18 protein-coding genes are annotated in these 21,595 nt (G+C 70.4%); 9 read left to right on the top strand and 9 right to left on the bottom strand.

Annotated elements, in window-relative coordinates; all coding sequences use genetic code 11:
• Positions 1–124 precede the first annotated feature (124 nt).
• On the top strand, positions 125–1,951 hold the full coding sequence (locus ACZ4SA_RS02955) for an acyl-CoA dehydrogenase (protein ID WP_468269146.1): 1,827 nt from the start codon (positions 125–127) through the stop codon (positions 1,949–1,951).
• Between the two features lie 190 nt (positions 1,952–2,141).
• On the top strand, positions 2,142–3,437 hold the full coding sequence (locus tag ACZ4SA_RS02950) for a M18 family aminopeptidase (RefSeq protein WP_468269144.1): 1,296 nt from the start codon (positions 2,142–2,144) through the stop codon (positions 3,435–3,437).
• Between the two features lie 141 nt (positions 3,438–3,578).
• Here the strand turns inward: ACZ4SA_RS02950 and ACZ4SA_RS02945 are convergent, their stop codons facing one another.
• Positions 3,579–5,378 carry an NHL domain-containing thioredoxin family protein gene (locus ACZ4SA_RS02945; protein ID WP_468269142.1) on the bottom strand — a complete coding sequence of 600 codons (1,800 nt, stop codon included), beginning with the start codon at positions 5,376–5,378 and terminating at the stop codon, positions 3,579–3,581.
• Between the two features lie 117 nt (positions 5,379–5,495).
• Between ACZ4SA_RS02945 and ACZ4SA_RS02940 the strand changes: the two genes are divergently transcribed.
• Complete coding sequence (locus tag ACZ4SA_RS02940) at positions 5,496–5,990, top strand: LURP-one-related/scramblase family protein (RefSeq protein ID WP_468269140.1); 495 nt, start codon at positions 5,496–5,498, stop codon at positions 5,988–5,990.
• Between the two features lie 54 nt (positions 5,991–6,044).
• Here ACZ4SA_RS02940 and ACZ4SA_RS02935 read toward each other — a convergent pair whose 3' ends face one another.
• Positions 6,045–6,836, bottom strand: coding sequence for a carbon-nitrogen family hydrolase (locus tag ACZ4SA_RS02935; RefSeq protein WP_468269138.1), 792 nt, complete (start codon positions 6,834–6,836; stop codon positions 6,045–6,047).
• A gap of 168 nt (positions 6,837–7,004) precedes the next feature.
• Here ACZ4SA_RS02935 and ACZ4SA_RS02930 point away from each other — a divergent pair, with 168 nt between their 5' ends.
• The gene (locus ACZ4SA_RS02930) at positions 7,005–7,829 is read left to right on the top strand and encodes a maleylpyruvate isomerase family mycothiol-dependent enzyme (RefSeq protein ID WP_468269136.1); all 825 of its coding nucleotides are present in this window, start codon (positions 7,005–7,007) and stop codon (positions 7,827–7,829) included.
• 83 nt (positions 7,830–7,912) lie between these two features.
• Here the strand turns inward: ACZ4SA_RS02930 and ACZ4SA_RS02925 are convergent, their stop codons facing one another.
• The 6 genes from ACZ4SA_RS02925 to pdhA all read right to left on the bottom strand — a co-directional run bounded on the left by ACZ4SA_RS02925 (position 7,913) and on the right by pdhA (position 13,856).
• Positions 7,913–9,220 carry an MFS transporter gene (locus tag ACZ4SA_RS02925; protein WP_468269134.1) on the bottom strand — a complete coding sequence of 436 codons (1,308 nt, stop codon included), beginning with the start codon at positions 9,218–9,220 and terminating at the stop codon, positions 7,913–7,915.
• Positions 9,217–9,867, bottom strand: coding sequence for a GntR family transcriptional regulator (locus ACZ4SA_RS02920; protein ID WP_468269132.1), 651 nt, complete (start codon positions 9,865–9,867; stop codon positions 9,217–9,219). Before ACZ4SA_RS02920 ends, ACZ4SA_RS02925 begins: the two co-directional genes overlap by 4 nt.
• Positions 9,868–9,973: 106 nt before the next feature.
• On the bottom strand, positions 9,974–10,150 hold the full coding sequence (locus ACZ4SA_RS02915; protein WP_468269130.1) for a hypothetical protein: 177 nt from the start codon (positions 10,148–10,150) through the stop codon (positions 9,974–9,976).
• Positions 10,151–10,264: 114 nt separating this feature from the next.
• Positions 10,265–11,707 (bottom strand): dihydrolipoamide acetyltransferase family protein, encoded by a 1,443-nt coding sequence (locus ACZ4SA_RS02910; protein ID WP_468269128.1) that lies wholly within the window; start codon positions 11,705–11,707, stop codon positions 10,265–10,267.
• Between the two features lie 14 nt (positions 11,708–11,721).
• Positions 11,722–12,702: an alpha-ketoacid dehydrogenase subunit beta gene (locus ACZ4SA_RS02905; RefSeq protein ID WP_468269126.1), complete on the bottom strand. Its 981-nt coding sequence runs from the start codon at positions 12,700–12,702 to the stop codon at positions 11,722–11,724.
• Between the two features lie 2 nt (positions 12,703–12,704).
• The gene (pdhA, locus tag ACZ4SA_RS02900; protein ID WP_468269124.1) at positions 12,705–13,856 is read right to left on the bottom strand and encodes a pyruvate dehydrogenase (acetyl-transferring) E1 component subunit alpha; all 1,152 of its coding nucleotides are present in this window, start codon (positions 13,854–13,856) and stop codon (positions 12,705–12,707) included.
• Positions 13,857–14,183: 327 nt separating this feature from the next.
• Between pdhA and ACZ4SA_RS02895 the strand changes: the two genes are divergently transcribed.
• Positions 14,184–14,852 (top strand): response regulator, encoded by a 669-nt coding sequence (locus ACZ4SA_RS02895; protein WP_468269122.1) that lies wholly within the window; start codon positions 14,184–14,186, stop codon positions 14,850–14,852.
• Between the two features lie 657 nt (positions 14,853–15,509).
• A complete protein-coding gene (locus tag ACZ4SA_RS02890; RefSeq protein ID WP_468269120.1) occupies positions 15,510–16,517 on the top strand; it encodes a phosphotransferase in 1,008 nt (335 codons plus the stop codon).
• A gap of 32 nt (positions 16,518–16,549) precedes the next feature.
• On the opposite strand, the gene ACZ4SA_RS02885 is transcribed toward ACZ4SA_RS02890, so the two are convergent.
• A complete protein-coding gene (locus ACZ4SA_RS02885; protein WP_468269118.1) occupies positions 16,550–18,100 on the bottom strand; it encodes a protein kinase domain-containing protein in 1,551 nt (516 codons plus the stop codon).
• Between the two features lie 367 nt (positions 18,101–18,467).
• Between ACZ4SA_RS02885 and ACZ4SA_RS02880 the strand changes: the two genes are divergently transcribed.
• The 3 genes from ACZ4SA_RS02880 to ACZ4SA_RS02870 all read left to right on the top strand — a co-directional run bounded on the left by ACZ4SA_RS02880 (position 18,468) and on the right by ACZ4SA_RS02870 (position 21,591).
• The gene (locus tag ACZ4SA_RS02880; RefSeq protein ID WP_468269116.1) at positions 18,468–20,087 is read left to right on the top strand and encodes a protein kinase domain-containing protein; all 1,620 of its coding nucleotides are present in this window, start codon (positions 18,468–18,470) and stop codon (positions 20,085–20,087) included.
• A gap of 183 nt (positions 20,088–20,270) precedes the next feature.
• Complete coding sequence (locus ACZ4SA_RS02875; protein ID WP_468269114.1) at positions 20,271–20,825, top strand: hypothetical protein; 555 nt, start codon at positions 20,271–20,273, stop codon at positions 20,823–20,825.
• Positions 20,826–20,910: 85 nt separating this feature from the next.
• Positions 20,911–21,591: a PadR family transcriptional regulator gene (locus tag ACZ4SA_RS02870; protein WP_468269112.1), complete on the top strand. Its 681-nt coding sequence runs from the start codon at positions 20,911–20,913 to the stop codon at positions 21,589–21,591.
• Positions 21,592–21,595: the final 4 nt, after the last annotated feature.

Here is a 21,595-nt window from a genome sequence, read left to right as displayed (position 1 = left end):
AAGAGTAACGAGTCACAGTTGCCCCATGGGGGTTGCGTCTTATTACCGACGGGTAGCATCATCATAGCTACTTGCTGGTACGTGGATGAGAAATCCAACTTCCGAACCTTACGGAGCCGTCGCCATGGGGCACTACAAGTCGAATCTCCGCGACATCGAGTTCAACCTCTTCGAGGTCCTCGGGCGCGACAAGCTGTACGGCACCGGCCCGTTCGCGGAGATGGACGTCGACACCGCCAAGTCGATCCTCGACGAGATCGCCCGGCTCGCGGAGAACGAGCTGGCCGAGTCGTTCGCGGACGCCGACCGCAACCCTCCGGTGTTCGACCCGGCGACCAACACCGCTCCGGTCCCCGAGAGCTTCAAGAAGGGCTACAAGGCCTTCATGGACTCCGAGTACTGGCGCCTGGGCCTGCCCGAGGAGATCGGCGGCACCACCTCGCCCCGCTCCCTGATCTGGTCCTACGCGGAGCTGCTGCTCGGCTCGAACCCGGCCATCTGGATGTACTCCTCCGGCCCCGCCTTCGCCGGCATCCTCTTCGAGGAGGGCAACGAGGCGCAGAAGAAGGTCGCCGAGATAGCCGTCGAGAAGCGCTGGGGCTCCACCATGGTCCTCACCGAGCCGGACGCCGGCTCGGACGTGGGCGCGGGCCGCACCAAGGCCGTGCAGCAGGAGGACGGCTCCTGGCACATCGAGGGCGTGAAGCGCTTCATCACCTCCGGTGAGCACGACATGGAGGAGAACATCCTCCACTACGTGCTGGCCCGCCCCGAGGGCCACGGCCCCGGCACCAAGGGCCTGTCGCTCTTCCTCGTCCCGAAGTTCCACTTCGACTGGGAGACCGGCGAGCTGGGCGAGCGCAACGGCGTGTACGCGACGAACGTCGAGCACAAGATGGGCCTCAAGGCGTCCAACACGTGCGAGATGACCTTCGGCGACCAGCACCCCGCCAAGGGTTGGCTCATCGGCGACAAGCATGACGGCATCCGCCAGATGTTCATGATCATCGAGTTCGCCCGGATGATGGTCGGCACGAAGGCCATCGCCACCCTGTCGACGGGCTACCTCAACGCGCTGGAGTACGCCAAGGAGCGCGTCCAGGGCCCCGACCTGAAGAACTTCGCGGACAAGACCGCGCCCAAGGTCACCATCACGCACCACCCCGACGTGCGCCGCTCCCTGATGACGCAGAAGGCGTACGCGGAGGGCATGCGCGCCCTGGTGCTGTACACCGCCTCCATCCAGGACGAGATCGCCGTCAAGGAGGCCGCGGGCGAGGACACCAAGGCCCTTGTCGCGCTCAACGACCTGCTGCTGCCCATCGTGAAGGGCTACGGCTCCGAGAAGTCGTACGAGCAGCTCGCGCAGTCCCTGCAGACCTTCGGCGGCTCCGGCTACCTGCAGGAGTACCCGATCGAGCAGTACATCCGCGACGCCAAGATCGACACCCTCTACGAGGGCACCACCGCCATCCAGGGCCAGGACTACTTCTTCCGGAAGATCGTCCGCGACCAGGGCCAGGCGCTCAACGCCCTCTCCGAGGAGATCAAGAAGTTCCTGGCCGTCGGCACCGGCGGCGAGGAGCTGGCCGCCGCCCGCGACGCGCTCGCCAAGGCCGCCGTCGACCTCGAGGCGATCGTCGGCACGATGACAGGCGACCTCATCGCCACGGGCGACGACGTCAAGAACATCTACAAGGTCGGCCTCAACACCACCCGCCTGCTGATGGCCTCCGGTGACGTCGTCGTCGCCTACCTGCTGCTGCGCGGCGCGGCCGTGGCCGCCGAGAAGCTCGAGACCGCCTCCGCCAAGGACGTGCCGTTCTACCAGGGCAAGATCGCGGCCGCGAAGTTCTTCGCCGCCAACGTCCTGCCGGGCGTCTCCGTCGAGCGCGCGCTCGCCGAGACCGTCGACAATTCGCTGATGGACCTGGACGAGGCCGCGTTCTAGCCCGTCCACTCCGTCAGGCCCAGGGCCGCCGTCCGACTCGTTCGGGCGGCGGCCCTGTCGCGTCCCCTCGGTACCCTGTCCTCTGCCCGGCCGGACGACAGGGCCGTTTCCGGCCACGGCCCGCACGCCGTGGACGGGGTGTCACGGATCGACAACCGGGCCACCAATACCCCTCGTTAAGGTGAACTCCATGAGCAGCGAACCTGCCCGATTCGATCGCGGCCACACCGACGACCTCATGACCTTCCTCACGGCCGCACCCTCGCCGTACCACGCGGTCGCGGCAGCGGCCGAGCGGCTCGAGAAGGCCGGCTTCCGGCAGGTCCTGGAAACGGAAGCCTGGGACGCGACCACCGGCGGCAAGTACGTACTGCGCGGCGGCGCGCTCATCGCCTGGTACGTGCCGGAAGGCGCCTCGCCCCACACCCCCTTCCGTATCGTCGGCGCCCACACGGATTCGCCGAACCTGCGGGTCAAGCCCCTGCCGGACACGGGCGCACACGGCTGGCGGCAGATCGCCGTCGAGGTCTACGGCGGCACCCTCCTCAACACCTGGCTCGACCGCGACCTGGGACTGGCCGGCCGGCTCACCCTGCGCGACGGCTCCCACCGGCTGGTGAACATCGACCGGGCACTGCTGCGCGTACCTCAGCTCGCCGTCCACCTCGACCGCTCCGTCAACACCGACGGCCTCAAGCTCGACCGTCAGCGCCACATGCAGCCGATCTGGGGGCTCGGCAAGGTCGAGGAAGGCGACCTGATCCGCTTCTTGGAGCAGGAGACGGGCATCGAGGAGGGCCAGGTCAGGGGTTGGGACCTGATGCCCCACTCGATCGAGCCGCCCTCCTACCTCGGGCGCGACCGCGAGCTGGTGGCCGGTCCGCGGATGGACAACCTCCTGTCCGTGCACGCCGGAACCGTCGCACTCGCCGCGGTGTCCGCCTCCTCCGACCTGCCCTACATCCCCGTCCTCGCCGCCTTCGACCACGAAGAGAACGGTTCCCAGTCGGACACCGGCGCCGACGGCCCGCTGCTCGGCTCCGTCCTCGAGCGCTCCGTCTTCGCGCGCGGCGGCAGCTTCGAGGACCGTGCACGCGCCTTCGCCGGCACCGTCTGCCTCTCCTCCGACACCGGCCACGCCGTGCACCCCAACTACAGCGAGCGCCACGACCCCACGCACCACCCGCGCGCCAACGGCGGACCCATCCTCAAGGTCAACGTCAACCAGCGCTATGCCACCGACGGCCAGGGCAGGGCCGTGTTCGCCGCGGCCTGCGAGAAGGCCGGCGTGCCGTGGCAGACGTTCGTGTCCAACAACGCCATGCCCTGCGGCACGACCATCGGCCCCATCACCGCCGCACGGCACGGCATCCACACGGTCGACGTCGGCGTCGCGATCCTGTCGATGCACAGCGCCCGCGAGCTCTGCGGAGCCGATGACCCGTACCTGCTCGCGAACGCACTGACCGCGTTCCTGCAGGGCTGATCCCGACCGGCGACCGGCGATCCGTCACCGGCCGCCCGAGCACGCGCAAGGCCCGGCGGCCCGCGCCTGTTCCGCCGGAGCGGCGCAGAAGCCTCGCCGAGGCGACCGGGGCACGCCGACCGCCCCGGCGCCGGCGCCCGGTTACTGCGCCCGGTCCATACCGGCGAGGACCAGCGGCAGCCGGGCCGCGCCGCCCTCGGTGACCTTGACCGGAACGCCCCAGTCCTGCTGGTGCACATGGCAGGCCGGATACTCGTTCTCGGGGGCGTCGTCGCAGGAGGCCGCCATCGCGGAGACGTGCAGCACGCCCTCGGAGACGGACGGGTCGATCTCGAGATCCCGGCTCAGGTCCGTACCCGCGCCGTCGCCCGCCCGCAGCAGCTCCGGCGGGGTGGCGGAGACCAGCAGCCGGGTCGAGGGGCCGTAGCGGGTGTCCAGCTTCTGGCCGGCCGGGGCCTCGAAGACCACGTCCAGCCGCAGGGCACCCGGCGCCACGTCGGTGGCGGCGCGCCGGGTGCGGTGGGCGACGGCCTCGACGCGTACCGCCTCCTCGGGCAGTCGCAGCCGGGTCAGCCGGTGCCTGGCCGACTCCACGACCACGATGTCCTCGCCGACCAGCACGGCCCCGCTGGGCTCGCGCAGGTCCGTGGCGAGCGTCGTGACCTCACCGCTCGACGGATCGAAGCGGCGCAGGGCGTGGTTGTACGTGTCGCTGACGGCGACGGACCCGTCGGGCAGCGCCGTGACGCCCAGAGGATGCTGCAGCAGCGCCTGCCCCGCGTCGCCGTCGCGGTGCCCGAAGTCGAAGAGACCCGTGCCGACCGCCGTGTGCACCACCGACTCCCGGTCTATCCAGCGCAGCGCGGACGTCTCGGAGTCGGCGATCCACAGCCGGTCCGCCGTGGCCGCGAGACCGGACGGCTGCGCGAACCAGGCCTCGGCCGCCGGCCCGTCGACCAGCCCCTCGTTCGTCGTACCCGCGGCGACCTGCACCGTTCCGGCCTCCGGGTCGTACGTCCACAGCTGGTGCACCCCGGCCATGGCGATCCACAGCCTTCCCTGCCACCAGGCCACGTCCCACGGCGAGGAGAGCGACACCTCGAGCGCCGGCCCGGAGGTGGGCGAGCCCTGCCACCACTGCTTGCCGGTCCCGGCGAGCAGCTCGACGGCGCCGGTTTCCGGGTCGTAGGCGCGGATGGCGTGGTGGACGGTGTCGGCGACGGCGACACGGCCGTCGGGCAGCAGGGCGAGGCCTTGCGGCTCGTTGAACTCCCCGTCGCCGATCCGGCGCACCACGCTCTCGCCGTCCTCCTCCAGCTCGACCAGCTGATGCCGGGTGGAGTCGGAGACGAGGAGGTTCCCGGAGGGCAGCACCACGGCCTTCCCGGGGAAACGCAGATCGGTGGCGACCGGCTCCGGCGGCACGTACGGGCCGTCGCCGCGGCGCAGTGTGCCCTTGGCCGCGTGTTCGGCCTCCAGCTCCTCGACGAGCTTCTCGATGGCGTGGGCGTGCCCCTCGCCCGCGTGCTGGGCGACGACGTACCCCTCGGGGTCGATGACGACGAGCGTCGGCCACGCGCGCACGGCGTACTGCTTCCAGGTGGCGAGCTCGGGGTCGTCGAGCACGGGGTGGTGCACCTGGTAGCGCTCGACGGCGTCGACGACAGCCTGGTGATCGGCCTCGTGCACGAACTTGGGCGAGTGGACGCCGATGATCACCACGGTGTCGCGGTGCTTCTCCTCGAGCTCGCGCAGCTCGTCGAGGACGTGCAGGCAGTTGACGCAGCAGAAGGTCCAAAAATCGAGGATCAATGTGCGACCTCGGAACTCGGCGAGCTTCAGGTCCTTGCCGCCGGTGTTGATCCAGCCCCCCTTGCCGATCAGCTCGGGGGCACGGACACGGGCACGGCGGGGCGTGGGCGCGGGGGCGGCATCGTTCATGGTTCAAGCTTGCCATCCGTGCGCGGACGCCGGATCACACGCATACGGCCAGGTCGGCGAGGGGTGCGGGCCGGTCGGCGGTGTTCGGCCGCAACCCGCAGGGGTACGGATTCCGCCATGAAGTACCTGGTGCGGGACAAGATCTTCGCGATCGGCGACGACTACTGGATCGAGGACGAGCACGGTCGCCACGCGTTCCTGGTCGACGGGAAGGCGCTGCGGCTGCGGGACACGCTCGAGGTCAAGGACCGGGACGGGCGGGTGCTGATCACCCTGCGCCAGAAGATGTTCGCCCTGCGGGACGCCATGACGATCGAACGGGGCGGGGAGACGCTCGCCACGGTCCGCAGGAAGCGTCTGTCGCTGCTGCGCAACCACTACCGGGTCGACCTCGCCGAGGGGACCGCGCTCGATGTCAGCGGACGGATCCTGGACCGGGAGTTCGCCGTGGAGTACGAGGGGGAGCTGCTGGCGCACATCTCGCGTCGGTGGCTGACCCTGCGGGACTCGTACGGGGTGGACGTGGTGCGGGAGGACGCGGACGCGGCGCTGCTCATCGCGGTGGCGGTGTGCGTGGTCCGGATGGCGGAGAAGGAACGGGAGTCCGGCTGAGCGCGGCGACAAGGCCCGCCCCCGGCGAGGCGCGGGCCGGTCGCACGGCGGGCTTCAGCGCGGCGCGGGGAGGCCCAGGCGGCGGTCCTTGAGAGCCGGGAAGACCTCGCGCGTGGAGGCGACCTTCGCCGGGTCGAGGTCCACGGTGATGACCTCCTCGCCGGCGCCCGCCTCCGCGAGCACCTCGCCCCAGGGGTCGACGACGATGCTGTGGCCGGCCTGCTCCACGTCGGCGTGCGTGCCCGCGGTGCCGCAGGCCAGGACGTACGCCTGGTTCTCCACGGCGCGGGCGCGGGCGAGCAGGGTCCAGTGCTCGCGGCGGCGGGCAGGCCAGCCGGCGGGGACGACGAGCGCCTGGGCGCCGGCGTCCACCAGGCCGCGGAAGAGCTCGGGGAAGCGGAGGTCGTAGCAGGTGGCGAGGCCGAGGGTGAGGTCCGGCAGGGGGACGGTCACGAGGTCTTGGCCGGCGCCCATCATCACGGCTTCGCCCTTGTCGAAGCCGAAGCGGTGGATCTTGCGGTAGGTCGCGGCGAGTTCGCCCGCGGGGGAGATGACCAGGGCGGTGTTGTAGAGGGTGCCGTCGGCGGCCTTCTCGACGATGGAACCGGCGTGCAACCAGACCCCGGCGTCGCTCGCGGCCTTGGCCATGGCTTCGCAGGTGGGTCCGGTGGGTGACTCCGCCTCCGCCTCGAACTGCTGGTAGGCGAAGGCTCCCACGGGCCAGAGCTCGGGCAGGACCACCAGTTCGGCGCCCCGCTGTTCTCGCACCAGCGAGGCCACACGCCGCCTGCGCGATTCAACCGTTTCGTCCGGTTCTACTGCGATCTGGATGAGGGAGGCGCGCACACTACCACCGTCCTGGCATTCGAGCCGTCAACACGGGCCTACGATCGTCACACGAAAGCACTGCCGGGGTGCCTTCGGGCAGCGTACTGTGCTCATCCGGGGGCCACCCCCGGACCCCCACAGCCGCCGCCAGTCCAGTTTGTCCGCGTACGACCGCCGAGGGGTCCCGTGACCGTCCATCCCAGCCTCCAGACCTACGCCGATGCCTGGACCCACGCCGTCGAATCGATAGCGGAACTGGTGCAGCCGCTCGTCGAGGGCGAGTGGAACCGCGCCACGCCGTGTCCGGGCTGGTCGGTGCGTGACATCGTCTCGCATGTCATCGGCCTGGAATGCGAGATGCTCGGTGACCCCCGGCCCATCCACTCCCTGCCGCGCGATCTCTACCATGTGCAGAGCGAATTCGCCCGCTACATGGAGATGCAGGTCGATGTGCGCCGGCACCACACGGCGCCGGAGATGACCTCTGAGCTCGAGTACACGATGATTCGCCGGGCACGCCAGCTGCGCAACGAGAACCGCAGCCCGGACACGCTGGTCCGCGCCCCGCTCGGCGCCGAGCAGACGGTCGAAGTCGCTTACCGGATGCGGGCCTTCGACACCTGGGTGCACGAACAGGACCTGCGGACCGCCTTGAACAAGCCGGGCAACGTCGACTCCCCCGGCGCGTACGTCACTCGGGACGTGCTGCTCGACGGTCTGCCCAAGGTGGTCGCCAAGGACGCGGGGGCGCCCGCGAATTCGGCCGTCGTCTTCGACGTGCACGGCCCGGTCGAGTTCCTGCGGACCGTGCGGGTCGACGCCGATGGCCGTGGCTCCATCGACGGCTCGCCCTCGCTGGGCCCCCTGGTGACCCTGACCCTGGACTGGGAGACCTACTACCGGCTGGCCTGCGGTCGTGTCAGGCCCGCCGCCGTGTCGGACCGGATCAAGGTGGACGGGGACACCGAGCTCGCGGCGGCGATCCTGCGCGAGTTCGCGATGACTCCGTAGCCGACGGCGCGCAGACCCCCGGCGCGGCCCTGGGACGGCGCGCCAAGGGCCGCGGGACTCAGGGCACCGGTGGGCGCCCGTCGTCACGCCGGGACGTGCACGGTCTCCACCCGGCTCGCGACGAGCCGTTCCCGTTCACGCCTGGCCGCGCGGGCGCGCAGCCGCAGGATCTGGGTGACCCCGATCGCCTCCAGCACGAAGACCGATGCGAAGGCGATGCGGTAGCTGTCGCCGGTGGCGTCCAGCAGGACCCCCACCGCCAGCAAAGTCGTCATCGAGGCTATGAATCCACCCATATTGACGATTCCGGATGCCGTCCCCTGCCGCTCCGGCGGATTTGCCGGACGAGCGAAGTCGAAGCCGATCATCGACGCCGGCCCGCATGCCCCAAGGACCGTGCACAGTGTGATCAGCAGCCACATGGGGGCCGGTTCGCCCGGATACGCAATGGTTGCCGCCCATAGGGTCGCGGTTGCTCCGACCGTACCCAGGGCCAGTGGCACCCTCGCCGCATGGTGGCGGGCAATCACCTGCCCGTAGACCAGGCCCACCAGCATGTTGGAGAGCACCACCAGCGTCAGCAGGCCGCCCGCGACCTCCCGGGTGAGCCTCTGTGCCTCCACAAGGAACGGCATGCCCCACAGAAGCAGGAACACCATGGCGGGGAACTGGGTCGTGAAGTGGACCCACATGCCGAGCCGCGTGCCGGGTTCGCGCCACGACTCGGCGATCTGCTTCCGTACGAAGGCCGATCCCGCGTGCTGGGCGGGCGGCGGTTCGTGGCCCTCCGGGTGGTCCGAGAGGAAGAGCGAGAGCAGCACCAGCACGACCACGCCGGCCACCGCGCTGCCCGCGAAGGTGGCGGTCCAGCCCATTGGGTTCAGCATCCGGGCGATGACGAGGGTGGAAACGAGGTTGCCCGCCATCCCAAAGAGCGCGGCGACCTGCCCGATGAGCGGCCCACGACGCGCGGGGAACCAGCGTGACCCCAGCCGCAGCACACTGATGAAGGCCATGGCATCGCCGCAGCCGAGCAGTGCGCGCGAGGCGAGCGCCGTCCCGTACGAGGGGGACAGCGCGAACCCCAACTGGCCCACGGTGAACAGCACCACGCCGATGGTGAGCACCTTCTTGGTACCCAGCCGGTCGACCATCAGGCCGACCGGTATCTGCATGCCCGCGTAGACCAGCAGCTGGAGGATCGAAAAGGTGGACAGGGCGGAGGCGTTGACGCCGAAGCGGTCGGCGGCATCGAGGCCGGCGACGCCCAGGCTGGTACGGAAGATGACGGCCACGAAGTAGACGGAGACGCCGATGCCCCACACCGCGGCGGCGCGGCGGCCGCCGGGGGGATCACCGGGCAGGGAGACCGCGGGCCCTGAGCCGCTCACCGGGCCTCACCCCGGACAAGCCCCTCGACCCTGCCGAGGTGGCCGCGCACGCAGGCGGCCGCGCCGTCCGCGTCGCCGGCCCTGATCCGCTCGAGGATCTCGGAGTGCTCCTCGTGGTTGCGGGTGATGCGGTCGGGAAGCGCCTGCATCATGGCGACGCCCATGCGGAGCTGACGGTCGCGCAGCTGGTCGTAGAGCCTGGAGAGGATCTCGTTGCCGGCGTGCTTGACGATCTCCGCGTGGAAGCAGCGGTCGCTGACGGCAAAGGCGGCCAGGTCGCCCGCGTTGGCGTGCCGCTTCTGCTCCGCAAGCAGTTCCTCGAGGCGTGTGACGAGCGCGGCGGGCGCGGGCACGGCCTTGCGCACCGCGAACTCCTCGACGAGCAGCCGGGTTTCCACGACGTCGCGGATCTCCTGCGCGGACACGGCGAGAACGAGGGCGCCCTTCTTGGGGTAGAGCTTGATGAGCCCTTCGACTTCGAGCTTGAGCAGCGCTTCGCGTACGGGGGTGCGTGAGACGCCTACTGCGTCCGCCAGTTCGCCTTCGGTGAGCAGCGTCCCGCCCTCGTAACGGCGGTCGAGGACGGCCTGCTTGATGTGGGTGTAGACGCGTTCGGCGGCAGGGGGTTGCTTCACGGCGGCGGGCATGCACACAGCTTAGATACAACAGGGTTCAACCAGAAAGCCGCGTCCGCGATACGGACGCGGCTCGGTTGCGTAGGTCCGGCGGAGGCTCAGTGGCGCGGCGAAGCCGTCATCGCGTAACCGCCGCGGAGACCGGTGCGGTCGAAGACTCCTCCTGGCGCGCCATGTCCGCCAGGGACCTCCTGCGCCACCGGCCGACACAAACGAGGACGACCGCCACGGCCGCCGCCGCCACGAGGACTCCGCCCACCAGCGCCGGCACGAAGAGCGATCCGAGAGTTTCCATGCCCACCCCTTGCTCCGTACGGATTTGTCCTGCTCCCGGCCCCCGCACCCGAACGCGGACGCCCGGCCGGGGGAACCGGCCGGGCGTTTCACGTGGAACACGGCATCGGGGCCGTCAGGCCCAGGTGATGAGCCGCTTCGGATTCTCCAGGATCGCGGCGACGTCCGCGAGCACCTTCGAGCCGAGCTCGCCGTCGACCAGGCGGTGGTCGAAGGAGAGCGCCAGCGTGGTGACATGCCGGGGCTTGACCTTGCCCTTGTGGACCCAGGGCTGGAGCTTGATCGCGCCGACCGCGAGGATCGCCGACTCGCCGGGGTTGAGGATCGGCGTGCCGGTGTCGACACCGAAGACGCCGACGTTGGTGATGGTCACCGTGCCGCCCTGCATCGCCGCCGGGGTGGTCCTGCCCTCCCTGGCCGTCGCGACGAGCTCGCCGAGGGACTCGGCCAGCTGCGGCAGCGTCTTGTCGTGCGCGTCCTTGATGTTCGGGACGATCAGACCGCGCGGCGTGGCCGCCGCGATGCCCAGGTTGACGTAGTGCTTCTGCACGATCTCCTGGTTGGCCTCGTCCCAGGAGGCGCTGATCTCCGGGTTCCGCTTGATCGCGACCAGCAGGGCCTTGGCGATGAGCAGCAGCGGGTTGACCCGCAGCCCCGCCATGTCCTTGTCGGCCTTGAGCTCCTCCACGAGCTTCATCGTCCGCGTCACGTCGAGCGTCACGAACTCCGTGACGTGCGGCGCGGTGAAGGCGCTGCCGACCATCGCGGCGGCGGTGGCCTTCCGTACGCCCTTGACGGGGATACGGGTCTCGCGGACGCCGGTGGCGAGCGGTGCGGAGACCTGCTCCGGCGCGGTGGCCGGCTCGGGCACAACGGGGGCGGCGACCGCCGCCGGGGCGGCTGCCGCGTGGACGTCCTCGCGGGTGATGACACCGTCGGGGCCGGTCGGGGTGACCGTCGCCAGGTCGATGCCGAGGTCCTTGGCCAGCTTGCGCACCGGCGGCTTGGCGAGCGGACGCGGCGCTGTCGGCGCGCCGTGGCCGTTCATCTCCGCCTGGACGGCGGCGGTCACCGGGCTCTGCTCGGGGGTGCCGGTCTGCTTGCGCGGCCGGCGCTTGGTGGACGACTCGGCAACGCCGTAGCCGACGAGTACGGGCTGACGGCCCTGCGGCTTGGCCTCCTCGGCCTCGGTGGCGGTCTCGGTGACGGCCTGCGCGGCGGCCTCCGCGACGGGGGACGCCTCGGTCTGCGCGGCGGGGACCGCGGCGGCCTCGGCGGGGGCTGCTTCACCGCTGCCGGGCGCGACGTCGACCGTGATGATCGACGTGCCGACGTCGACGGTGGTGCCTTCGGCGAAGCGCAGCTCGTGCACCACGCCGTCATACGGGATGGGCAGCTCGACGGCCGCCTTGGCCGTCTCGACCTCGCACACGACCTGGCCGTCGGTGACGGTGTCGCCGGGCTGGACATACCACTTGAGGATCTCTGCCTCGGTGAGTCCCTCGCCCACGTCGGGCATCTTGAACTCGCGGAAGCGGAGCGAAGTGTCTTGCGTCATGGTCACGGCACTCCTCAGTACGCGAGCGAGCGGTCGACGGCGTCCAGCACCCGGTCGAGACCCGGGAGGTACTCCTCCTCGAGCCGCGCCGGCGGGTAGGGGGCGTGGAAGCCGCCGACCCGCAGGATGGGTGCCTCCAGCTGGTAGAAGCACCGCTCGGTGATGCGAGCGGCGATCTCCGCGCCGGAGCCGTAGAAGACCGGGGCCTCGTGGACGACGACCAGGCGGCCGGTCTTCTCCACGGAGGTCTGGACGGTGTCGAAATCGATCGGGGACATCGAGCGCAGGTCGAGGACCTCCACCGACTTGCCCTCCTCGGCGGCCGCGGCCGCCGCCTCGAGACAGACCTTCACCATCGGGCCGTAGGCGGCCAGCGTGATGTCGGAGCCGGCCCGGGCGACGTGTGCGGCATGCAGCGGCCCGGGGATCGCCTCGGTGTCGACCTCGCTCTTGTCCCAGTAGCGCCGCTTCGGTTCGAAAAAAATCACCGGGTCGTCGCTCTGGATCGCCTGCTGAAGCATCCAGTAGGCGTCCGCGGAGTTCGACGGGGAGACCACCTTGAGGCCCGCGACGTGCGCGAAGAGCGCCTCGGGGGACTCGGAGTGGTGCTCGACCGCGCCGATGCCGCCGCCGTAGGGGATGCGCACGACGACCGGCAGCTTGATCTTGCCGAGCGCGCGGGCGTGCATCTTCGCGAGCTGGGTGACGATCTGGTCGTAGGCGGGGAAGACGAAACCGTCGAACTGGATCTCGACGACCGGGCGGTAGCCGCGCAGCGCGAGACCGATCGCGGTGCCGACGATGCCCGATTCCGCGAGCGGGGTGTCGATGACCCTGTCCTCACCGAAGTCCTTCTGCAGTCCGTCGGTGATCCGGAAGACGCCGCCGAGCTTGCCGACGTCCTCACCCATGATCAGGACCTTGGGGTCGGTCTCGAGGGCCTTGCGCAGCGACTCGTTGAGCGCCTTCGCGAGGGGGAGCTTGGTGACGGCCATGACTAGTTGCCCTCCTCGGCGAACGACGCCTGGTAGGCGGCGAACTGGGCGCGTTCCTCGTCGACGAGCGCGTGCCCGTCCGCGTAGACGTTGTCGAACATCGCCATGTCGTCGGGGTCGGGCATGGCCCGCACCGCCTCGCGCACCCGCTTGGCGAGCACGTCGCTCTCCTCGTCGAGCGCGGTGAAGAAGGCCTCGTCGGCGAGGCCCTCCCGCTCGAGGTACGTACGCATCCGCAGGATCGGGTCCTTGGCCTCCCAGGCCACCCGCTCGTCGTCGTGCCGGTACTTGGTGGGGTCGTCCGAGGTGGTGTGCGCACCCATCCGGTACGTGAAGGCCTCGACGAGCGTCGGGCCCTCGCCGCGGCGGGCCCGCTCCAGCGCGGAACGGGTCACGGCGAGGCAGGCGAGGACGTCGTTGCCGTCGACGCGGACACCGGGGAAGCCGTAGCCCTGCGCGCGCTGGTACAGCGGGACGCGGGTCTGGCGCTCGGTCGGCTCGGAGATCGCCCACTGGTTGTTCTGGCAGAAGAACACGACCGGGGCGTTGTAGACCGCGGAGAACGTGAACGACTCGGCGACGTCGCCCTGGCTGGACGCGCCGTCACCGAAGTACGCGATCACGGCCGAGTCGGCACCGTCCTTGGCCACGCCCATCGCGTAGCCGGTGGCGTGCAGCGTCTGCGAGCCGATGACGATCGTGTACAGGTGGAAGTTGTTCGTGGTCGGGTCCCAGCCGCCGTGGTTCACACCGCGGAACATGCCCAGCAGATTCGTCGGGTCGACCCCGCGGCACCAGGCGACGCCGTGTTCGCGGTAGGTCGGGAAGACGTAGTCGTCGTCGCGCAGGGCGCGTCCCGAGCCGATCTGTGCGGCCTCCTGGCCCAGCAGCGACGCCCACAGACCCAGTTCGCCCTGGCGCTGCAGGGCGGTGGCCTCGGAGTCGAAGCGGCGGGTCAGGACCATGTCCCGGTACAGGCCGCGCAGCTCGTCGGCGCTCAGGTCGATGTCGTACTCGGGGTGCTGGACGCGCTCGCCCTCGGGCGTCAGCAGCTGTACGAGCTGGGGCTCGGAATTCTGTGGCTTCTTGGCGGCGCTGGCGCGCTTGCTGACGCGTCGCGGTTTACGCGCGGCAGCAGTGCTCTCCACGGTCACGTGCGTGCTCCTCCGTCGGTCCGGCCCCCGGGGTCCGCCGGAAAGCCAGTGCGGCTCGCCCGCATCCGTGCCCGCGCACGGGGTGTGTGCGACGCGGCCGGAAGTCAGGCGTGACAGGTGTCCCGGCGAACGTCCTGTCACAGGCACGTTACCCAGTGGGAAGCATTACTGCGAAACCCCATTTGACCTGCAATTTTGCTTGGATTTCCAAGTAAATCGGGAAACGGGGGAACAACCACTGGTCACAGCCCTGCAGGCCGCCGGAACACGGGCACGTTATCCCGGGCACCCCGGGCACGGGAAGAGTCAATATGTGAGACTGCCCCCGTGCCCGAAAAGGGAAAAATCACTGTATTCCTGGTCGATGACCAGGAAGTCGTGCGGCGCGGCGTTCATGAACTACTGGCGGCCGAGGACGACATCGAGGTCGTCGGGGAGGCGGCCACTGCCGAAGACGCACTGGTCAGGATCCCTGCGGCCAACCCCGATGTCGCCGTGCTCGACATCAGGCTGCCGGACCGGAGCGGCGTCGAGGTGTGCCGTGAGGTCCGTTCGCGGAACGAGAACATCAAGTGCCTGATGCTCACCTCCTTCGCGGACGACGAGGCGCTCTTCGACGCGATCATGGCGGGCGCCTCCGGATACGTACTGAAGGCGATCCGCGGCAACGAACTGCTGTCGGCGGTGCGGGACGTCGCGGCGGGCAAGTCGCTGCTCGACCCGGTGGCGACCGCCCGCGCCCTGGAGCGGCTGCGGGGCGGCGGGACGGCGCCGGCCAGAGACGACAGGCCGGCGGACCTCAACGACCAGGAGCGCAGAATCCTGGACCTGATCGGGGAAGGCCTCACCAACCGGGCCATCGGCGAGCGTCTCCGTCTCGCCGAGAAGACGATCAAGAACTACGTGTCCAGCCTGCTCGCCAAGCTGGGAATGGAACGGCGCTCGCAGACGGCGGCCCATGTGGCGCGAATCCAGGCGGAGCGTCAGCAGCGCTGAATCCGCCCGCCAGGACCGGAGCGTCAGCAGCGCTGGATCCGCCCGCCAAGACCGGAGCGTCGGCAGCGCTGGATCCGCCCACGTCAGGGCAGGCTGTTCACTCTTTCGGGCCAATAGCAACACGGACGGTTCCGGGGTTTCGGTCCCCATCCGTTCGGGACAGGCGGCTTTACTCGGCGCAGTCCGCGGTGACGGAGGGTGGACGTCATGTCCACGGACGAACTGCGCGCCGTCGAACTGCTGGGCCGCGGCCCGTACGGCCGTCTGGCCATGAGCATGCGGGCCACGCCTTCTTGGTGCCGGCGCGGCACACCGTGGTGGACGGCCGCGTCGTGCCCCGTCTGCACGCCGCCTTCGACCACCACCGGGCGTGCTGCGGCAGCGTGGTGGCGTAAGGCGCGGACAACCTCAACTCCCGCTCTGCGGCGCTCCGGTCGGTCCAGTTCACGGGCACCGCCGAGACGGTCCGGCCGTCGGCCGAGGAACTGGAACGGTCCGGGCAGCAGCCGCACCTCATCGACGGCCAGGATCTCCGGCCGGTCCACCGGCGCCTCGAGCCGCACTTCGTCACCGTGCACACCGTGGACCATCTCGTGGAGACTCGGTCACGCCACACTGCGTGACGAGGCGCCACACCTGGCAACTATCATCTGTTGGGTGTTGCGCTCATCTGTTACCGCTCCACCTCTCGACGCGCTGCTGCGCCGTTACGAGAACCCGGGCGAGCCGCTCTCCTGCAAGCCCGTCACCCAGGGGCTCCTGAACCGCGGCTACCGCCTCGCGACCACGCGCGGGGCCTACTTCCTCAAGCACCACCTCGACGGGGACCACGACGCCATCGCCCGCCAGCACCGCGCCACGCAACGGCTCCAGGCACTGGGCGTTCCGGTCGCCCCGCCCCTCGAGGACTCCGGCGGCGACACCGTCGCCGTGATCGGCGGCCGCTGCTATGCCCTGCACCCGTGGATCAACGGGCGGCACCGCAACGGTGCCCAGCTCAGCACGGCCCAGTCACGGCGGCTCGGCTCCCTCCTCGGCCTCGTCCACACCTGCCTGGCGCAGGTCATGGAACCGCATGCGGCCCGCTCCACCGAGCACGGGAGCGCCGATCCCGAGGAGACCTTCGCGCTCATCGACGAGCTGCTGGACAAGGCCCGCTCCGGTCGCCCCCGTGACTCCTTCGACACCCTGGCCGAGCACCGGCTGCTGCAGAGACGCGTCCTGCTGGAGCGGCATGCCGACCGCAGGCCGCCGGCGGGACGGGCCGGCGGCTGGGTGCACGGCGATTTCCACCCGCTGAACCTGCTCTACCGCGGTGCCGAACCCGCCGCGATCGTCGACTGGGACCGGCTCGGCGTACAGCCGCGGGCGGAGGAGGCCGTCCGGGCGGCGGCGATCTTCTTCGTCCTGCCCGCGGGACAGCTGGAGCTGACGAAGGTGCGGGCCTACGCACGGGCCTACCGGCGCGCCGCCGGGGCCGACGCGGCCGAGCTCCGGGCGGCCGTGCACCGGGTGTGGTGGGAGCGGCTCAACGACTTCTGGATACTGCGCTGGCGCTACCAGCTGCACGACCGAAGGGCCGACCCGCAGTTCCCTGCGGCGTCGGCCCTGGCGGTCTGGTGGACCGAGGAGTACGAAGCGGTGTGCGAGGCGTTCGCGGGGTGAGCCCGAAGCGACTGCCGGGGACGGCCGCCGCGTCAGTCGCCTTCGTCGCCCGCCGTGCCGCCGTTCCCGCCTTCGGTGGCACCGCCGGTCGTGGGCGGCGGGTCCGAGGGCTCGCTCGGCGGGTCCGAGGGCTCGCTCGGCGTGTCCGACGGCTCGTCCGTCGGACCCGTCGGGGTCGGGTCGTCGGTCGGCGTCTGCGGAGTGCTCGGCGTGAACGTCGGAAGGTCCGACGGCGTCCAGGACGGCTGCTGGTTGCCGCCCGTCGACGTGTCCGGCTCGTCCGTCTGCTCCGTCTCCTCCTCGGTCGGCGTCGGGGTCTCCTCCGGTGTCGTGCTCGGCGACTCGGAGACCGTCTTGCCGTCGTTCGAGGGGGTGCCGCCCGGGCTGTTGGCCCTGTCGAGCGCGAAGGCGATGCCCGCGGCGACCGCGACCACGGCGAGCGCGGCGAGCAGCCACACCTTGCCCCGGCCGCTCTTGCCGCCGCCGTGGGGACCGTTGCCGTAACCGCCGTCGTAGCCACCGTCGTTCGGGTTCATCGGCGGGAGGATCGGGCCCTGCGAGGTCTCGCCGTGCACGGGGTGCATCGTCGAGGTCGGTGCCGTGCCCCCCATCGCGGGGGCGCCGGCGCCCTCGTAGAGCTGGACGGGACCCGTGTTCCAGGCGCCGCTGTGGCTCCCCTGCTGCTGGAGCATCTGCAGCGCGTACTGCACCAGTCCGCGCATCTCCTCCGCGCTCTGGAACCGGTCGTCCGGGTCCTTCGCGAGGGAGCGCATGACCAGCCCGTCGAGCTCCGGCGGAACCACGTCCGAGACCTCGGACGGCGGCACGGGGATGTCCTGGACGTGCTGGTAGACCACGGAGAGCGGGGTCTCGCCGGTGAACGGCGGGCGCAGCGCGAGCAGTTCGTAGAGCAGGCAGCCCGTCGCGTACAGGTCGGAGCGGTGGTCGACGGCCTTGCCCAGGGCCTGCTCGGGGGAGAGGTACTGGGGCGTACCCATGACCATGCCGGTCTGGGTCATCGTCGACTGCGCGCCGTGCAGCGCCCGCGCGATGCCGAAGTCCATCACCTTGACGGCACCGGAGTCGGTGATGATCACATTGGCGGGCTTGATGTCGCGGTGCACGATGCCGTGCTGGTGCGAGTACGCGAGGGCCTCGAGGACGCCGGAGACGATGATCAGGGCCTGCTCGGGCGGCGGTGCCTCCGCGTTGACGAGCAGATCGCGGATCGTGCGTCCCTCGACCAGCTCCATCACGATGTAGGGGACGGTCTGGTTGCCGACGAGGTCCTCGCCGGAGTCGTAGACCGCGACCACCGCATGGTGGTTGAGGCCGGCCACCGACTGGGCCTCGCGCGTGAAGCGGGCCTTGGAGACCGGATCCTCGGCGAGATCGGCGCGCAGCAGCTTGACGGCGACGGTACGGCCGAGCCGTACGTCCTCCGCCGCGAACACTTCCGCCATGCCACCGCGTCCGAGACGGTGCGTCAGGCGGTAGCGGCCGTCGCCGACCAGCCCGCCGGCACCGAAGGCGTCCGCCGAATCCGGCACGCCGCTGCCGTCTGCTTCGGGTTCGGGTGCCATCAGTCCTCGCCGTCGTATCTGTCCGCGTGCGTACTCTGCGTGCGGGTCGCCATTTCTCGGGGTGCTGTGCCACGTCACGCTACAGCCTTGGCGCGGCAGGCCGGTTTCGAGAGAGACCGGCCATCAAACCCGCTGGGCGGGGAGCCGTGCAAATTCCATGCTGTTCCTGTAACGCTTCCGAGACGCTTGTTGTGCGTACGGTCACGGAACGGGCACCTGGCTTGACGTGTCGGACCCCTGGGGCAGACTTGCCCCGTAATACGGGATCACGGTCCAGGTTTCTCGGTCCTCGAGACACGGATCTCCAAGAACGCGAACCATCGCGGGCCGGGCAGCCGGGCCACCGCGCCAAGGGGGAAGCACAGTCATGAGCCAGGACGGCGCTCAGGGCCGCTATGCGGGTGGTTCCGTGGCGGGCGGCCGGTATCAGCTTCGCGATCTGCTCGGCGAAGGCGGCATGGCCTCCGTCTACCTGGCCTACGACTCGGCTCTCGACCGCCAGGTCGCCATCAAGACGCTCCACACGGAGCTCGGGCGCGAGCAGTCCTTCCGCGAGCGGTTCCGCCGTGAGGCCCAGGCTGTCGCCAAGCTGTCGCACACCAACATCGTGTCGGTCTTCGACACCGGCGAGGACGAGCTCGACGGCGCGCTGATGCCGTACATCGTCATGGAGTACGTCGAGGGCCAGCCCCTCGGCTCGGTCCTGGCCGCGGACATCCAGCAGTACGGCGCGATGCCCGCCGACAAGGCGCTCAAGGTCACGGCCGACGTGCTCGCCGCGCTGGAGACCAGCCACGAGATGGGCCTGGTCCACCGTGACATCAAGCCCGGAAACGTGATGATGACCAAGCGCGGCATCGTCAAGGTGATGGACTTCGGCATCGCCCGCGCCATGCAGTCGGGCGTCACGTCGATGACGCAGACCGGCATGGTCGTCGGCACCCCGCAGTACCTCTCGCCCGAGCAGGCGCTGGGGCGCGGCGTGGACGCCCGCTCCGACCTGTACTCGGTCGGCATCATGCTCTTCCAGCTGCTCACCGGGCGGCTGCCGTTCGACGCGGACTCGCCGCTGGCGATCGCGTACGCACACGTGCAGGAGGAGCCGGTCGCGCCGTCCACGATCAACCGGTCCGTCACCCCTTCGATGGACGCGCTCGTGGCGCGGGCGCTGAAGAAGAACCCGAACGAGCGCTTCCCGAGCGCGGCGGCGATGCGCGACGAGTGCGCGCGGGTCACCGGCGCCGGACAGACCGGCGCTCCGGTGATCATCAGCGGTGCGCCGGCGAACAGCGGCGCGGGCGTCGGTTCCGCCGTGTTCCCGCCGCTGGACCAGTCGGCCCCGGCGCCGCAGAGCGGTGTCCAGACGCCGTACCAGCCCAGCCCGTACGGCCCGCCCACCCCCTCGCCGGCCCCGGCGCCGACGCCCCACTACGGCTACCCGACGCCGGCCCCGGCGTACCAGGCACCGGCCCCGCACGCCTCGACCCCGCCCCCGTACACGATCTCGCCGCAGCAGACCCGGACCGGCGGCAGCGGTGGCAGTGGCGGCAAGCGGAACATGCCGGTGATCGTGGGCGCGATCGCGGTGGCACTGCTGGCCGTCGGCGGCCTGGTCACGGCGATCGCGATGAACAGGGACGACGACCCGGGCAAGAAGGCCGGCGGCGACCCGACGACGAGCGAGTCGCAGAAGGCGGGCTACAAGGGCCCGGAGCGCGAGCGGACGATCGACAAGACGAAGTGCTCCGACGCGCGGGAAAGCTACCACGACCCGTCGAAGGTCGACGCCCCGGACTTCGTCAACAAGGACATCCTCTCGGTCAAGGAGTGCGCGCAGGCCGCGGGCTGGAAGATCGACGAGAAGGCGAAGCCGAATTCCATGTGGGGTGAAGGTGTCGTGATCTCACAGTTCCCGCTTGCCGGCACCGAGGTGGACCCCGACAGCGCCTCCTTCACCCTCGAGGTCTCCAACGGCTATCCGGAGTAGCCCGCCCGGAGCGCCTGTGAAGGCGCCCTGAGACACAAACGGCCCGGTACGCGCCCTGCGTGCCGGGCCGTCGTGGTGCCGGAGGCCGGACGACACAATGCCCGAGATGCCGGAGACATCCCAGCATGTGACGCTGAGTCCGGTATCTCGGTGACGACGACTCGGCACGGGAGGGGTCATACGGTGACTCCAAGGCTGCGCACTCGCTGCGCGTTCACCGTTGCTTCGCTGCTGCTGCTGCCCGCGCCTCTCGCCCACGCCGAGGCGCAGGCGGCACCACAGCCGTCCCCCAAGCCCTCGGCCTCGTCCTCGTTCGCCGGGAGGCAGGCCGGTGAAGGGCGGCAGCGGCCCGGGCGCCAGATCGCACCGTCGGCCGACAAGAGCGTGAGCTCCTCGGCGACTCCCACCCGTGCGCCCGCCGCGGCCGTATCCGGCAGCCCTTCGAGGTCTGCCGCGCCCTTCCCGCCGGCTCGGGGCGAGAGCCCGCGTACGGGAGAGCGGGACGAGGATGCCCCTCCTGGTGAGGAGGAGGCACTCGAGACGGAGATGCCCGCGGAGGCCTGGGATCCGGGGGCGCCGACGCCAGGCCGAAGCGACCCCGCCGACGCCCGTCACCAGGCACCTCGGTCCGCCCCCGCGCCGGTCGCCCAGCAGATCTCCTCCCTCTCGCTGGGCGTCGGCATGGCTCTCATGGGGCTCGGAATCGGCTTCCTCGGAGTGCGACTGCGGCGGCGCTGAGCCCCGGCGTCCGTCGTGAGATGTACGCGACGGGTCCTTCCAAGGACGGTTGCCCCAGGGCGCATACTCGGTATACATACTGAGTATGTCCATCAGGCACGGGCTTCTCGCCCTCCTCGAACACGGCCCTCGCTACGGCTCACAGCTCCGTTCGGAGTTCGAGTCGCGCACGGGCGCCACCTGGCCGCTGAACGTGGGCCAGGTCTATACGACGCTGAGCCGCCTGGAACGCGACGGCATGGTCGCCCAGGACGGCGAGGACGAGGCCGGGCACGCGCTCTACGTGATCACGGAAGCCGGCCGTTCCGAGCTCAGCAGCTGGTTCACGACTCCTGTGGACCGCAGGAGCCCGCCCCGTGACGAACTGGCCATCAAGCTGGCGATGGCGGTCGGCGCACCCAACGTGGACATCCGTGCCGTCATCCAGTCCCAGCGCCACCACACGGTGAACGCCATGCAGGACTACACCCGTCTCAAGGCTCAGGCCCTCGCCGCCATCGAGAGCGGAGGCTCCCAGGAGCGGGACGACGTGGCCTGGCTGCTCGTGCTGGAGCAGCTGATCTTCCAGACCGAGGCCGAGGCGCGCTGGCTCGACCACTGCGAGGTACGGCTCATCAGGCTCTCCGCTGCGGCCGGGCGGGGAGCCGGCGCCGGCACGGCCGCGTCACCTGCCCCGCCGGCGGCTCACACCGTCGCACACGGCGCGCAGGTACCCGCCGCCGGCACCCGCCCCGCACGCCCGGACCAGGGCGCGGCCACGACCTGACCAG

It is taken from the genome of Streptomyces sp. NPDC027962, assembly GCF_055566095.1.
Note: the sequence above shows the minus strand (reverse complement) of the source record. Positions and strands in the feature narration are given on the sequence as shown.